Below are 14,557 nucleotides of genomic sequence, written 5' to 3' on the forward strand. Positions count from 1 at the left end.
GGCATGTGATATTTGGACCTTAAGGATCTGCGAGGAGGCCGTCATGCATTTGAAAGACGCAACATTGTTCCGGCAGGCCGCATTGGTCGGTGGCGACTGGATCGAGGTAGGGGACAACGCAATCAAGGTCGACAATCCGGCGACGGGTGAGATCATTGGCCGTGTTCCCAATCTGGGGGCTGCCGAGACCAGGAAGGCGATTGCCGCGGCCGAAGCCGCCCAGAAGGAATGGGCCGCCCGCACCGCCAAGGAACGCTCCGGCATCCTCAAGCGCTGGTTCGAGCTGATGATGGAAAACCAGGATGATCTCGGCCGCATCCTGACGGCCGAACAGGGCAAGCCGCTGCCCGAGGCCAAGGGCGAGATCGCCTATGGCGCCAGCTTCATCGAATGGTTTGCCGAAGAAGCCCGCCGCGTCTATGGCGACATCATTCCCGGCCACCAGAAAGACAAGCGCATTCTGGTGATGAAGCAGCCGATCGGCGTCGTCGCCGCGATCACCCCCTGGAACTTCCCGAATGCGATGATCACCCGCAAGGCGGGTCCTGCCTTTGCCGCCGGCTGCGCCATGGTGCTGAAGCCGGCCTCGCAGACGCCGTTTTCGGCAATCGCAATAGCTGTGCTTGCCGAACGTGCCGGTCTTCCCAAGGGCTTGTTCAGCGTGTTGACCGGCTCGGCCCGCGCCATCGGCGGCGAGATGACAGCAAGCCCGGTCGTGCGCAAGCTGACCTTCACCGGCTCGACGGAAGTCGGCGCCGAGCTTTACAGGCAGAGCGCGCCGACTATCAAGAAACTCGGCCTGGAGCTCGGCGGCAATGCACCCTTCATCGTCTTTGACGATGCCGATCTCGATGCCGCCGTCGAAGGTGCGTTGATCGCCAAGTTCCGCAACAATGGCCAGACCTGCGTCTGTGCCAACCGTCTCTATGTGCAGGACGGTGTCTATGATGCCTTTGCCGAAAAACTCTCTAAGGCGGTCGGCGCACTGAAGACCGGCAATGGTTTCGACGAAGGCATCAATCTCGGCCCGCTGATCGACGAAGCAGCCCTTGCCAAGGTCGAGGAGCATGTCGCCGATGCGCTTTCCAAGGGCGGCCGCGTCGTTGCCGGCGGTCATCGCCATCCGCTCGGCGGGCGCTTTTATGAGGCAACCGTACTTGCCAATGTCACACCGGCGATGGCTGTCGCCAAGGAAGAGACCTTCGGGCCGGTGGCTCCGCTCTTCCGCTTCAAGGATGAGGCCGATGTCATTGCCCAGGCCAACGACACCGAATTCGGTCTTGCCTCCTATTTCTATGCCAAGGACCTCGCCCGCGTCTTCCGCGTCGCAGAAGCGCTCGAATACGGCATGGTCGGCGTCAATACCGGCCTGATCTCGACGGCCGAAGCGCCTTTCGGCGGCGTCAAGCTTTCCGGTCTCGGCCGCGAGGGATCGCGCTACGGCATCGAGGAGTTCACCGAAATCAAATATGTCTGCCTCGGCGGCGTCGTCTGACGCCGACGCTACGCGAGGGTGATCGAGGCTTGTCGCCTCGTTCCCCTCGCCGTGACCGCAACGGCGTACAAGGACGGCGAGGCGGATAGCGCAAAACGGAGACGTTGCTTAATATCTTTAGGCGATCAGTCGTCCGCAATCCGCGCAAGAGAAAGTCCCTTGAACAAGAAATCACCGGTTTATCTGAATGCGCTGCGGGCTTTCGAAGCCAGTGCGCGTCATGGCAGCTTTTCCGGCGCCGCTGAAGAACTCAATGTGACCGCGGCGGCCGTCGGGCAAATGGTGCGCGGGCTCGAGGACTGGCTGGGAGCCCCAGTGTTTCATCGCAGCGCTATCGGGAAAACCAGATTGACCTTGACTGAAAGCGCCGAACGCGCGCTTCCGGATATCCGCGCGGGACTCGATCGCCTCGGGATTGGACTGGAACGGCTTCGGGACTCTGCGACCAGCCGCATCCTCAACGTTACGGTCAGTCCGGCCTTCGCCGCCAAGTGGCTGCTTCCGCGCATCGACCGCTTCCAGGCCAGATCGCCGGACACCGATATCCGCCTTGAGACGAGCCTGAAACTCGTCGACTACAAGGCACATGGCATAGACGTGGGGGTCCGATATGGCGACGGGAACTGGCCGGGACTGCTTGCGGAGAAATTGATGGATGAGGAGGTCTTTCCGGTCTGCTCACCCAGTTTCTGCGACAGGGGAAATTTGACCGCACCGCCCGATCTCACGCGAACCACGCTCATCCATGACCTCTCGGTCGATCCCGCGATAGGCTTCGTCACCTGGGACATCTGGCTGCGGGCGGCTGGTGTGCCCGAGAGCCAACCGCAAAGAGGCATGAGGATCGATAATTCCGCCGCCGTCCTTCAGGCCGCGATCGAGGGACATGGTATCGCGCTGGCGCGCAGTATTCTGGCGCATGATGATCTGGCCGCCGGGCGGCTCCGGCGCCTGTTTCCCGGGATAAGCGTACCTTCAAAGCTAGCCTACTACGTGGTCTATCGTTCGGAATACGCTTCGCTGCCGAAGTTGCAGGCGTTTCGTAGTTGGCTGATCGAGGAAGCATCCACGATCCGATCCTGACGGGGATGAGTCTTCTCCCAATCGGTTCCCCGCAAGCACGGCAAAGATTTCCTTTGTCGGACGCAAGAAACTCTCATTTGTCAGGGCGACTTTTCAGGGGCATCAAATGGCTCAAACCGCTTCTGGCCGCCGCGTAGGAGATCCGCTTCTACGCCGTGGCTTGAGCCACCCGTAACAGGAGGGCCGGAACGCCGACCCTTAGGCCGCTCCAATGATATCTTCCTTTTCAAACTCCATAATGATCATCGGCGGCGGGCTCGCCGGCCTGACGGCCGCCTATCGCCTTCATCGCGCGGGCATCAGTTTCAGCTTGATCGAGGCGCAGGATCGTCTGGGCGGACGTATCCTGACGGCAGATCCCGACAGCAAAACTTCAAACGATGGATTTGATCTTGGTCCATCCTGGTTCTGGCCGGATGTGCATCCCGCCATCAGCCGGTTCGCACACGAATTGGGCCTTGAGTTCTTTGCCCAGCACAGCCATGGCGCGACGGTGTTTCAGCGTGCGCAGGAAACGGCGACCGAGCACTATCGCACGCTCCGGCAAGACCCACCGTCCATGCGGTTGGTGGGCGGCAGTGGTTCGATCATTTCTGCGCTGGCAGCGCGTTTGCCGCCGGACAGCATACGTCTCGGAACCAAAGTGACCCGGGTCGAGCGAACAGACAGGGGCGTTACTATCCATGTCGTTGGGGCGGACGGTTTCGTCGAAGAAATCGCTGCCGGCCATGTCATCTTCGCGCTACCGCCGCGTTTGCTGGCCGAGACGGTCGAATTCGATCCGGCGCCGGGTGCATTGCTTCAGAAGCTTTGGCGCGAGACGCCGACCTGGATGGCGCCGCATGCAAAGTTCTTCGCTCTCTATGAGGCCCCCTTCTGGCGATCGGCCGGACTTTCCGGCGCGGCAAGGAGCATGGCCGGTCCACTCGTCGAGATCCATGACGCCACCACCGCGTCGGGGAAAGCAGCCCTCTTCGGCTTCGTCGGCGTTCCGGCACACTACAGAAGAGAAGTCGGTCGCGACGCCATCACCGACGCTTCGATCGCCCAACTCGGGCAATTGTTTGGACCGGATGCATTGAGGCCGACGGCAACGCTCTACAAGGACTGGGCCGAAGATTCCCTGACGGCCACCTTCCTGGACCAGATGGCGACGGGCTATCCCGACGGCCGCCGTCGAGAATGGACCGACAATAATTGGAGCGATCGGATCACCTTGGCGGGCAGCGAAACCGCAGTTCACGACCCCGGCTATCTGGCTGGCGCCGTCGAAGCCGGGGAACGTGCCGCTATCAGCCTGATCAACAGATCGGGTCCGCAAACAGCGATCCCGACAATGTCCAACGCATAAAGGAGCGGAAGTCATGAAGGCAACTTATCGGGCGATGCAGATTACCGCGCAACACGGTCTTGAACTCGTGGAGCGGCAAACCCCTGTACCCAAGGCGGGCGAAGTCCTGATCGCCATCGAAGCCTGCGGCATCTGCGGTGCCGATGCCAGCGACATCGACAATGCTGATCCCACATTGCAGCCGCCCCGTGTTCCCGGCCATGAGGTGATCGGCCGTATTGCCGCTGTTGGTCCGAATACGCCCTCGATCTGGAAGGTGGGACAGCGCGTCGGCGTCGGCCGTCTCGGCGGCCATTGCAACGAGTGCCGCGAGTGCCGTCGTGGCCGCTTCAATCTCTGCCGCAACCAGACCGTGGTCGGCGCCTCCAGCGATGGCGGCTATGCGGAAATGATGATCGTGCGGGCGACCGGGCTTGTCTCCATTCCGGACGAACTGTCGTCCGAGGAGGCCGCTCCCATTCTGTGCGCGGGGCTTGCCACATTCAACGCGCTGAAGAAATCGGGCGCCGAGGCTGGCGACACCGTCGCTATTCTCGGAATTGGCGGCCTCGGCCACATGGCGCTGCAATATGCCCGCAGGATCGGTTTTCGCGTCGTGGCGGTCGGGCGCGGCGAAGATATTGCCACAGATGCGATGAACCTTGGTGCCCATCGCTACATTGATACGAATAAGGAAAACGCCACCGACGTTCTCAACGAGATGGGCGGCGCGAAAGCGATCCTGACGACGACCGGCAATCCGGCGGCGGTCACGGCGCTGATGCCCGCGCTTGCACCGGAAGGTCGCCTTGTCGTGCTCGGCGTTGGCAAGGATCCGCTCCCTGTGTCGACGCGATACCTGGTCGGCGGCGAGCGAGGCCTCATCGGCTCGATGACGGGTACGCCGTTCGAGAATGAGAAAACGCTGGATTTCAGCGTCCTGGCGGGAGTGCGCCCGATGATCGAGACCATGCCGCTGGAACAAGCTGCGGAAGCCGTTCAAAGAATGAGATCCGGCGACGTGAAGTTCCGGATCGTCCTGACGATGGGAGATCAGTCCAATGCGCATCAATGAAGACCTGACAAAACCGGTCATCGTCCACGCGGCCGGGCTCGATTGGAAGCCGAGTCCTGCCGCCGGCGTGGATCGGCGGATGCTTTATCGCGTCGGCGGCGAAATCGCCCGGGCAACCTCGATCGTGCGCTACGCGCCGGGTAGCGCCTTTCCGCGCCACGTCCATGCCGGCGGCGAGGAAATACTCGTGCTCGAGGGGACCTTCCAGGACGAGCATGGGGATTATCCGGTGGGAAGTTATTTCCGCAATCCGCCCGGCACCTCGCATGTGCCCGCATCGGAAGAGGGCTGCACGATCTTCGTGCGTCTTTGGCAGTTCCGGAAGGGCGACGACGTGCAAATCGTCTGCCAGCCTGGCGAGGGCAAGGCGGCATCGTTGCGCGATGGAGCCGAAACAACACGTGTCCTTTTCGAAGACGAAAAAGAACAGGTTTCGCTTGAGAACTGGCAGCCGGATTTCACCATAACGGTTAAAAATCGCCGCGGCCTCGAATTCTTAGTGCTTTCGGGCAGCCTTACAGTTCGGGGCGAGCTACTGGAGCCACAGAGCTGGGGTCGCTTGCCTGCAGGCGAGCCACTTGAAGCAATGACGGGGCCGGAGGGTGCGCAGATTTGGATCAAGGATGCCCCTCTCCAGCACCCCGACGTGTTGCCGATGCCCGACTGAAACCAGCGGGAAGGACTCTTATCCGCGCGTGAGCCAGCGCCATCTGCTTGAGGTACGTCGAATCTCAGCATTATGAGCGCAGTTCATCGATACATGACGCAACGTCATTTCTGATTTGATAGGCCTCATGGTATGGCCGCGCGGATCAACGAATTCGTCCCGCCGGCCACCGGCCCTTGACCTAGCGGACCACTTGCCACTCCCTTATTGGCATATTCGCCGCCTTGAACGACGCAAGCGCCGCTGGGATCAACTTCCCGGAAAAGAGACAGATGAACACAGATGTTGCGATTATCGGCGGAGGTTTGGCGGGACTGAATGCGGCGCGCCTGTTGCATGCGGCAGGGATCGAATTCCTGCTCCTTGAGGCAAGAACAACGCTCGGCGGCCGGATCCAGACCGTCAACGAGACAGGCCAACCCGACGCAGATGGCTTCGACCTTGGGCCCTCCTGGTTCTGGCCCCGGATGCAGCCTGCGATCACCGCGCTCGTCGCGGAGCTCGATCTGCCAACCTTCGCGCAGAATAGTGATGGCGACATCGTCTTCGAACGGATGTCGCGGGAATCGGCAAAGCGCTATCCCGGACTGGATCAGGAACCCGAGACGATGCGGCTTGTCGGAGGGTCTGCCGCGCTGGTCCGGGCGCTGGCGCGGGACTTGCCGGAAGCGCGGCTCCGGTGCGGAGCGCAGGTCACCAAGATGCGCCTGACGGACGCCGGAGTGAAGCTGTCGATCCGGTTCGCAGACGGACAGAAAGAGAAATTGCAGGCATCACAGGTCATAGCGGCCCTGCCGCCGCGTATCCTGGAATCGACGATCCGGTTCGAGCCGCCCCAGGAACCCGCGACGATTGAGCTATGGCGACAAACCCCGACCTGGATGGCGCCGCATGCAAAGTTCTTTGCCGTCTATGATCGTCCCTTCTGGCGGGAGGCGGGCTTTTCGGGCACGGCGCAGAGCATGGTCGGGCCTCTGGCGGAGATCCATGATGCGACGACGTCCACCGGCAGTGCGGCGCTGTTCGGCTTCGTTGGAATGGGTGCGGAGCAACGCGCGGCGATAGGTGAGGAAGCGCTGACTATGGCCTGCGTCCAGCAGTTCGCTCGCATCTTCGGGCCGGAAGCTGCCCAGCCGCGGGCCACGCTCTACAAGGACTGGGCCGCCGATCCATTGACGGCAACATCCGCCGACTGGTTTTCCGCCGGCCATCCGCACGCCCCGGATGAAGGCTGGATCACCGGCCCGTGGAAGGATCGGCTTGTGCTGGCCGGGAGCGAGGCCAGCTCGGTAGAAGCCGGTTATCTGGCTGGCGCAGTGGAGGCATCCACTCGCGCGGCTACCGACCTTATCAACAAGCTCGCGACAAATAGGAATTGAAAGGACTTTTGCTCATGGGAATCGTCGATCGGACGTTCCGCGACACGACCGGTTTGTCGGAACAACAGAATGTCGCTTCCCGGAATGTCTGGGTGCTGACGGCTGCCCAATCTCTCGGAGGGGCGAGTTCCCCCATCATCATCTCCTTGGGCGGACTTGTCGGGCAACAATTGGCATCCAATCCCACCGCTGCCACTTTGCCGGTCAGCATGTTCAATCTGGGGCTTGCTCTCGGGACATTGCCGGCGGCGGCCATCATGCGGCGGTTCGGGCGTCGAACCGGCTATCTTCTCGGTGCAACGATCGGCATGACAGCGGGCCTTGTCGCCACCATCGGCATCCTCAACGCGAGCTTTATCGTCTTCTGCATCGGCACGTTCATGGCTGGCTTCTATTCGGCCTATGTGCAGAGCTACCGCTTCGCAGCGACCGACGGCCTGATTGGCGCAGCGCGCGACAAGGCGATCTCCCGCGTGATGGTCGGCGGATTGATTGCGGCGGTGATCGGACCACAGTTGGTCATTTGGACGCGTGAGGCGCTTCCGGGGCATTCTTTTGCCGGCAGCTTCCTCAGTCAAGCGGCACTGGCGATGCTCGCCCTTCCGATCCTGCTGGCACTCCGTCGTCCTGAGACACCCAAGGCGGGATCGACAGAAATGGCAGATTGCCGGCCACTGTCTCAAATCCTGTGTTCGCCGCGCTATCTCCTGGCGGTCGCAACCGGCGTCGTATCCTATGCGCTGATGACCTTCGTTATGACGGCTGCACCGATGGCTATGGTTGGCCACGGCCATTCCGTCGATTCCGCAGCGCTCGGCATTCAATGGCACGTTCTGTCGATGTTTGGACCAAGCTTCATCACCGGCCGGCTGATGGCGCGCTTTGGCAAAGAGCGTGTCGCCGCGGTAGGTCTCCTCCTGATCGGCGCTTCGGCGCTCATTGCACTGAGCGGCCTCGATGTCGCGCATTTCTGGGGGGCACTGGTGCTTTTGGGGATCGGTTGGAACTTCGGCTTCATCGGCGCCACCGCCATGGTTGCCGGTTGCCATTCTCCGTCCGAACGCGGCAAGGCGCAGGGCGCAAATGACTTCATGGTCTTCGGTACAGTCGCTTGCGCCTCATTCTTTTCGGGATCGCTGCTGCATAGCTCTGGCTGGAGCACTATCAATTGGCTAGTGCTGCCCGCGGTGGCCTTCATCCTTGTTCCGCTGGTTTGGCGTGCGGCGAGGCTGACAAAAAGCAGATGAAAGGTTGAGTGCAATGCCCGTTTCCAAACGCCGTATCGATCACATCGTACTCGCGGTTCATGATCTTGAGGCCGCAGCGGAGTTTTATGCGCGCCTCGGATTCAAGGTTGGAGCCCGCAATCGCCATCCCTGGGGCACCGAAAACCGGCTTGTCCAGTTCGGCTCTTCCTTCATCGAGCTGATTACGGTGGGCGACGAGCCCGGAGTGATCCCGCCGCATGAACCTCGGCGCTTCAGCTTCGGCGCTTTCGTGCGGGATTACCTCAGGAAGCGCGAAGGCTTTGCGATGTTGGTGCTCGACAGCCCGGACGCAAAGGCGGACGCGGCGGCGTTTTCGCAAAGGAAGATCGGCGAATTCGAACCGTTCTTTTTCGAACGCAAGGGGCGCCGTCCAGATGGCCGCGAGACGCATGTCGCCTTCACGCTGGCCTTTGCCATGAACCCTAAGCTTCCAAACGCTTCCTTCTTCGTTTGCCGGCAGCATTTTCCTGAGAACTTCTGGAACCCGGATTTTCAGAAGCACCCGAACGGCGCGACAAACATCCTGGCGGTCACGCTGGCGAGCGCGGACCCCATAGATCATGCCGGCTTCCTGGCAGACTTCACAGATGTCCAGCCGAACAGGCCCGACCACACCCAGGTGACTTATGAGCTGGCGAAAAATGGCAAACTCGTCGCGGAGAAGAGTGGAAGCGACGGCGGCTTCACGGGCTATACGGTCTCCGTTCCAGATTTGGCGCGACAGCAAGCTCTGCTATCGGAAGCGGGCATCGCATTCAGTATGGTCGGCGATTGCGTTGTCGTGAAGCCCGAGAACGCCTTCGGTGTAGCCATCAGCTTTGTCTCGGCCGACTGATGCATATCCGAGCTGCCCTTGTCCTTTTGCTAGTGCTCGTGACGGCAATGTCGGTTTCATTGCCTTCTTCAGCCTCTGAAACCAAATCGCTTTGTTCGAAAAGCGATTATCTGACGGTGCAATTGCCGGATCCTGTTTCGCGCCGCCGTTACGAGATCTATGTCAGCCTGCCTGCGGATTATTCCGAGAGTTCCGGAAAGACCTATCCTCTGGTGATCATCGCCGATGGCGGCCGGGCTTTTCCGACCTTAAGTTGCGACGCCCGAGCGCTTGCAAACAGCAATGCCATTGATCAAGCCGTTATCGTCGGCCTCTCCTACGCCCTTGGCGAGAACCTTGAGGATAGCCGGCGCCGTGATTATACGCCGGTCGCCCTTCCGAGCAGCGGAAAGCTCTATGGCGGCGCAGCCGCCTATCAGCGGTATCTTGGCGATGTCGTCCTGCCATATCTCCAACACAAGTTTGAAGAGCGTCTTCGCTCGCGCGGTTACAGCGGTCTGCGAATATCCTCGACCGTGATCCCCGGCAAGGACCATATCGGCTCCGCCAGGCCGGGCTTTGCATGGGCCATAAAGAACGCCCTTGGCAACTGATCACGGCAAAGCTGAGCGCCCCACCTCCAGAGCGAGCTTCAGGAAACCGTCGATGTAGGAGATGCTTTCCTCGCCGCGCCGTACGCCCAGATTGATGCTTTTCCGAATGCCGGCGTCTCCCAGGCTGAGCGCGCGGATTGGCAGTCCGGACCCATCCTCATGCAGCAGCCAATCCGGAAGAACCGTCACGCCCCTGCCCGCACAGACGAGTTGCAGCATCAGGTCGATGGTTTCGGCGGTGCGATGCTGGCGGGGCCGGCAGTGCGCCGGAACAAGAAATTGGGTGTAGATGTCCAGGCGCTCAAGGGTGACGGGAACCGTGATCAGCTCTTCATCCAGCAGGTCTTGCGGCTGTACACAAGTGCGGCTGGCAAGAGGGTGCGTCTCGTGCACCATCAGGACCAGTTCGTAATCAAACACAGGCGTAAAACGCAGCTCCGGCGCTTCCACGGGGTCCGGCGTTATCAGCAGGTCGATCTCGTAACCGAGGAGCGCCTCAACGCCGTCGAAACGAAAGGCTGTGCGCACGTCGAAATCCACATCGGGCCACTTTGTCAGATAGGGCGTCGCTATTCTCGTGAGCCAGCGCTGGCAGGGGTGGCATTCCATGCCGACACGAAGCGCTCCCCTTCTTCCCACCGCGAAGTCAGTCAGCACCCGTTCCGCATGCTCCATCTGCGGCAGGATACGTTCGGCAATGCTCAGCAGATATTCGCCCGTCTGCGTCAATCGCAGGCCCCGGCCAGTCTTCATCCAGATCTTGATGCCGTGCCGTTCTTCGAACTTGGCGATCGTATGGCTCAGAGCCGACTGAGTGACATTGAGCTTTTCGGCGGCCGCAGTAACGCTACCGCGGCGGCTGACTTCTCTCAGAATCGCAAGGTGCTGCCGATCGATCATTATGATACCAACTCATGAGTAGATGAAATCATACCATTTCCGTTCATAATGCAATGCAGCTAACTTTTCGTCAATCAGGCCTCAACGAGGCAGCCGAGACGAAAGGAAACCGCTGTGACGAAGCTGGCAACTGCGCAACATCACCCTGCAGATTATGCGCAGACATCATCGATTTTTGATGAGGTCATTGATCGCAAGAACAGCAACTCCATGAAATGGGCTTATGTCAGCAAACTGCTGGCGCCCGACGAAGCTGCGGCCGATCCCCTGCCGATGTGGGTGGCAGATACCGATTTCAAGGCTCCGCAAGCCGTCATCGACGCGCTCCACGCGGCGGTCGATCATGGCGTCTTCGGCTATCCCGGCGGGGGAACCGCATCCTATCTCGACGCTGTGATCGGTTGGCAGCAGCGGCGTTTCGGTTGGGAGGTCGCGAAGGAATGGGTTCTCCAGACGTCCGGCATCATCACCACGCTGAAGACGGCCGTTCAGGCTTTTTCGGCGCCGGGCGACAGCATCCTGATCCAACCGCCGGTCTACGCGCATTTTCACAACGACGTCCTTTTGAATGGCCGGCACCTCGCCTATGCACCGCTCGAATTCACCGGCGATGGCTATCGGTTCAACGAGAAGACTTTCGAAGCGGCGATCCGCGGCAATACGAAGATTTTCATCCTCAGCCACCCGCATAACCCGACCGGCAACGTCTGGTCGGAGGACGATCTGCGGACGATGGGCGAAATCTGCGCCCGCCACGGCGTCCTGGTCATCTCCGACGAAATCCACGAGGATCTGATCCTCAACCCGGCCAAGAAGCACATCCCGTTCGCGTCACTCGGCGAAGCGTTCGCGCAAAACAGCATCACCTGCACCGCGCCGAGCAAGACATTCAACCTGCCGGGTCTCCAGAGCGCCAATGTCTTCGTCCCGAACAAGAGGCTCCGCGACGAACTGCGCCGCCAGTACGAGCGCAATGTCTTCGAACTGGTCAACGTGCTGGGAATGGTTGCCGCCGAGGCGGCCTATGCGCATGGCGAGCCATGGCTTGAGGATATGCTGGCCTATCTCAGGGCAAATCACGCACATTTTGCTACCGCGATCCACAAAGCGGATCCGCGCCTGAAGGTCCTTCCGACGGACTCTCTTTACCTGGCCTGGATGGATTGCCGCGGCCTCGGAATGGATGCCGATGCCCTCAATAAATTCATGCTGACCAAGGCGCGCGTCTGGCTCGACAAGGGCCAGAAGTTCGGCATCGAGGGACATGGATTCATGCGCGTCAATCTCGGCTGCCCACGCGCAATCGTCGATGAATCGATCCGGCGCATCACCGCCGCCGTCGCCGAGCTTTGAGGAGTGGCCCGATGTTCCGCCGTCGGCGGCGCCGCGCTGCCGATGGACGCGCCTGTTCAGGTCGAAGCCATCATCGAGATCACTCAAGAACAAACAAGGTCTGACGAAGAATTCGGGAACTCAACCGATCTTAGCAGCGGAGAAATCGGCAAAAAGCCACCGCCGCCGGATCACAAACTGGGAGAATGCAAAATGAAAATGATGATTGCACTTGCCGCGATTGCCGCGGCAACGCTGACCACTGGTGTCGCTTCGGCCGGCACGATGGCCGACGTTCAGGCGCGCGGCAAGCTGAACTGCGGCGTGACCGGCGGTCAGGCCGGTTTCTCCGCGCCGGATGCATCCGGCGTTTGGCAAGGCATGGACGTCGCCTATTGCCGTGCCATTGCAGCCGCGGTCCTAAAAGACCCCAAAGCGGTAAACTTCGTTCCGACGACAGGCCAAACGCGCTTTACGGCGCTCGCCTCGGGCGAAATCGATATTTTGTCCCGCACGACGACCTGGACGTTTTCTCGGGACGTGGACCTAAAGTTCACCTTCGCCGGCATAAACTTCTATGACGGTCAGGGCTTCATGGTACCGAAGACGCTCGGTGCCAAGAGCGCCAAGGATCTGAACGGCGCAACGATCTGCATTCAGACCGGCACCACGACCGAGCTTAACCTCGCCGAGTATTTTCGCAAAAATGGCATGACGTACGAGCCGGTGCCGGTCGAGAACAACGCCGATATTGCGCAGAAGTATTTGGCGGGTGCCTGTGACGTCTACACCAGCGATGGTTCAGACCTTGCGTCCACGCGTTCCAGCTTCAAGAACCCGCAGGACCATATCATTCTTCCCGACGTCATCTCGAAAGAGCCTTTGGCCCCGCTGGTGCGCCAGGGCGATGATCAATGGGCCGATGTCGCCCGGTGGACACTGAATGCACTGATCGAAGCTGAAGAACTCGGCGTCACGGCCGAGAATGTCGAGAAGCTCTCCACCGGCACGGACAATCCGGAGATCAATCGCCTGCTGGGCAAGGAAGGCGATCTCGGCCAACAATTGGGCCTGGATGCCGCCTGGGCGAAGCGTGCGATCGCCGCCGAAGGCAATTACGGGGAAATTTTTGCCAAGAACATTGGCGAAAAGACGCCGATCGGTTTGGCCCGCGGCCAGAACGCTCTGTGGAACCAGGGCGGCCTGATGTACCCGCTGCCGTTCCGCTGAAAACGTCTTCCGGCGCGGGCTCGGCTCGCGCCATTCGTCTTTTTCCGTCCTCATTTGCCCACACCGCACTCATTGTGCGCCGAAGGTCGCGCAGCGAACCTTCAGGGAGATCACTCATGGCAATGAAAAGCGACGCTAGCCGCGAGCCGTTTCACCTGAGCATGCTCTTTAACGACACCCGCTACCGAGCCCGCACGATCCAGGTTCTCGCATTCATCATGCTTGTCCTTGCGGCTGCCTGGCTGGTCGACAATACGGTCCGCAACCTTGCCGCCCTCGGAAAGGACTTCTCCTTCGGCTTCCTGTGGGCCACGGCCGGTTACGACATCTCACCTCACGCCATCGACTATTCGAGCACCAGCACCCATGCTCGCGCCGCCCTGGTCGGACTGCTCAACACGGTGATTGTTGCCGCGCTCGCCTGCGTGACCGCAACGATCCTTGGCGTGTTGGCGGGTGTTCTGAGGCTCTCCGATAACTGGATCGTCGCCCGCCTGATGACCGCCTATGTCGAGAGCTTCCGCAACGTGCCCGCCCTGCTTTGGATCATCGTGGCGGCGGCGGTCATGTCGGAGGCCATGCCGGCGCCGAACGCTTTCCGCGGCGAAAACCCGACAACCTCCATGATCCTCTGGGACAGCATCGCCATCACGAACCGCGGCATCTACCTGCCGGTGCCCGAATTCTCCCTTAGCCTGGGCCAGATCAATATTGGCCTTAGCGTGCTCGACCTCAATTCTGTGGCGATCTTCGGCGTTCTCGCATTTTCGCTTCTCGTCCGCCGGGGACTGGTCAAACATGCTCAACGGCTCCAAAGCGCGACCGGCCGGCGACCGGCGACCTGGTGGAAGAGCTTGCTTGTTTGCACAGTGCCGATGATCGCCCTGTTCTATACGCTCGGATTTCATTTCGACTATCCCGCCTTGAAGGGGCTGAACTTCTCGGGCGGTCTGCAACTGCGCAATTCCTTCATCGCGCTCTGGATCGGGCTCAGCGTCTATACCGGCGCCTTCATTGCGGAGATCGTTCGCTCCGGCATCCTTGCGATTTCCCGAGGGCAGACGGAGGCCGCTCATGCGCTCGGGCTCTCGTCAGGTCGCACGATGCGTCTGGTGATCCTGCCGCAGGCCTTGCGGGTCATCGTGCCGCCGTTGATCTCGCAATATCTCAACATCACCAAGAACACGTCGCTGGGCCTTGCCGTCGGCTACATGGATCTTCGTTCGACGCTCGGCGGCATCACGATCAACCAGACCGGCCGCGAGCTCGAGGGCATGCTGCTGATGATGCTGATCTACGTCGGCATCAGCCTGATCATCTCCGGCGTCATGAACATCTACAACGACCGTGTCAGGCTGAAGGAGCGTTAA

The 14,557-nt window shown here is 60.6% G+C and carries 13 protein-coding genes; 12 read left to right on the forward strand and 1 reads right to left on the reverse strand.

The window, feature by feature from the left end:
• Positions 1-43: 43 nt before the first annotated feature.
• The 9 genes from gabD (at position 44) to NXC24_RS32335 (ending at position 9,725) form a co-directional block, all read left to right on the forward strand.
• Positions 44-1,495, forward strand: coding sequence for an NADP-dependent succinate-semialdehyde dehydrogenase (gene gabD / locus NXC24_RS32295; protein ID WP_104827347.1), 1,452 nt, complete (start codon positions 44-46; stop codon positions 1,493-1,495).
• A gap of 159 nt (positions 1,496-1,654) precedes the next feature.
• The gene (gene gcvA / locus NXC24_RS32300; protein WP_104827348.1) at positions 1,655-2,578 is read left to right on the forward strand and encodes a transcriptional regulator GcvA; all 924 of its coding nucleotides are present in this window, start codon (positions 1,655-1,657) and stop codon (positions 2,576-2,578) included.
• A 211-nt stretch (positions 2,579-2,789) separates the two neighbouring features.
• Positions 2,790-3,929 (forward strand): FAD-dependent oxidoreductase, encoded by a 1,140-nt coding sequence (locus tag NXC24_RS32305; protein WP_104827349.1) that lies wholly within the window; start codon positions 2,790-2,792, stop codon positions 3,927-3,929.
• Between the two features lie 13 nt (positions 3,930-3,942).
• On the forward strand, positions 3,943-4,983 hold the full coding sequence (locus NXC24_RS32310) for an alcohol dehydrogenase (RefSeq protein WP_104827350.1): 1,041 nt from the start codon (positions 3,943-3,945) through the stop codon (positions 4,981-4,983).
• Complete coding sequence (locus tag NXC24_RS32315; protein WP_104827351.1) at positions 4,970-5,650, forward strand: cupin domain-containing protein; 681 nt, start codon at positions 4,970-4,972, stop codon at positions 5,648-5,650. The genes NXC24_RS32310 and NXC24_RS32315 overlap by 14 nt, the downstream gene beginning before the upstream one ends.
• Positions 5,651-5,922: 272 nt before the next feature.
• Positions 5,923-7,029: an FAD-dependent oxidoreductase gene (locus NXC24_RS32320; protein ID WP_104827352.1), complete on the forward strand. Its 1,107-nt coding sequence runs from the start codon at positions 5,923-5,925 to the stop codon at positions 7,027-7,029.
• A 14-nt stretch (positions 7,030-7,043) separates the two neighbouring features.
• On the forward strand, positions 7,044-8,276 hold the full coding sequence (locus NXC24_RS32325) for an MFS transporter (protein ID WP_104827353.1): 1,233 nt from the start codon (positions 7,044-7,046) through the stop codon (positions 8,274-8,276).
• A gap of 13 nt (positions 8,277-8,289) precedes the next feature.
• Positions 8,290-9,132 carry a VOC family protein gene (locus tag NXC24_RS32330; RefSeq protein WP_104827354.1) on the forward strand — a complete coding sequence of 281 codons (843 nt, stop codon included), beginning with the start codon at positions 8,290-8,292 and terminating at the stop codon, positions 9,130-9,132.
• 122 nt (positions 9,133-9,254) lie between these two features.
• Positions 9,255-9,725 carry an alpha/beta hydrolase-fold protein gene (locus tag NXC24_RS32335; protein ID WP_158704605.1) on the forward strand — a complete coding sequence of 157 codons (471 nt, stop codon included), beginning with the start codon at positions 9,255-9,257 and terminating at the stop codon, positions 9,723-9,725.
• Here the strand turns inward: NXC24_RS32335 and NXC24_RS32340 are convergent, their stop codons facing one another.
• Entirely contained in the window at positions 9,726-10,625 is a 900-nt protein-coding gene (locus NXC24_RS32340; RefSeq protein ID WP_104827356.1) for a LysR family transcriptional regulator, read from the reverse strand.
• Between the two features lie 114 nt (positions 10,626-10,739).
• Here NXC24_RS32340 and NXC24_RS32345 point away from each other — a divergent pair, with 114 nt between their 5' ends.
• The 3 genes from NXC24_RS32345 (at position 10,740) to NXC24_RS32355 (ending at position 14,557) form a co-directional block, all read left to right on the forward strand.
• Positions 10,740-11,978: a MalY/PatB family protein gene (locus NXC24_RS32345; RefSeq protein WP_104827357.1), complete on the forward strand. Its 1,239-nt coding sequence runs from the start codon at positions 10,740-10,742 to the stop codon at positions 11,976-11,978.
• A 192-nt stretch (positions 11,979-12,170) separates the two neighbouring features.
• On the forward strand, positions 12,171-13,187 hold the full coding sequence (locus NXC24_RS32350) for an amino acid ABC transporter substrate-binding protein (protein ID WP_104827949.1): 1,017 nt from the start codon (positions 12,171-12,173) through the stop codon (positions 13,185-13,187).
• 116 nt (positions 13,188-13,303) lie between these two features.
• Positions 13,304-14,557 carry an ABC transporter permease subunit gene (locus NXC24_RS32355; protein WP_104827358.1) on the forward strand — a complete coding sequence of 418 codons (1,254 nt, stop codon included), beginning with the start codon at positions 13,304-13,306 and terminating at the stop codon, positions 14,555-14,557.

Source organism: Rhizobium sp. NXC24 (assembly GCF_002944315.1).
Classification (GTDB): Bacteria; Pseudomonadota; Alphaproteobacteria; order Rhizobiales; family Rhizobiaceae; genus Rhizobium.

Coding starts and splice junctions, on each gene's coding strand:
- gabD (WP_104827347.1), top strand. CDS start 44: ATGCATTTGAAAGACGCAACATTGTTCCGGCAGGCCGCATTGGTCGGT.
- NXC24_RS32305 (WP_104827349.1), top strand. CDS start 2,790: ATGATATCTTCCTTTTCAAACTCCATAATGATCATCGGCGGCGGGCTC.
- NXC24_RS32310 (WP_104827350.1), top strand. CDS start 3,943: ATGAAGGCAACTTATCGGGCGATGCAGATTACCGCGCAACACGGTCTT.
- NXC24_RS32315 (WP_104827351.1), top strand. CDS start 4,970: ATGCGCATCAATGAAGACCTGACAAAACCGGTCATCGTCCACGCGGCC.
- NXC24_RS32320 (WP_104827352.1), top strand. CDS start 5,923: ATGAACACAGATGTTGCGATTATCGGCGGAGGTTTGGCGGGACTGAAT.
- NXC24_RS32325 (WP_104827353.1), top strand. CDS start 7,044: ATGGGAATCGTCGATCGGACGTTCCGCGACACGACCGGTTTGTCGGAA.
- NXC24_RS32330 (WP_104827354.1), top strand. CDS start 8,290: ATGCCCGTTTCCAAACGCCGTATCGATCACATCGTACTCGCGGTTCAT.
- NXC24_RS32340 (WP_104827356.1), bottom strand. CDS start 10,625: ATGATCGATCGGCAGCACCTTGCGATTCTGAGAGAAGTCAGCCGCCGC.
- NXC24_RS32350 (WP_104827949.1), top strand. CDS start 12,171: ATGAAAATGATGATTGCACTTGCCGCGATTGCCGCGGCAACGCTGACC.
- NXC24_RS32355 (WP_104827358.1), top strand. CDS start 13,304: ATGGCAATGAAAAGCGACGCTAGCCGCGAGCCGTTTCACCTGAGCATG.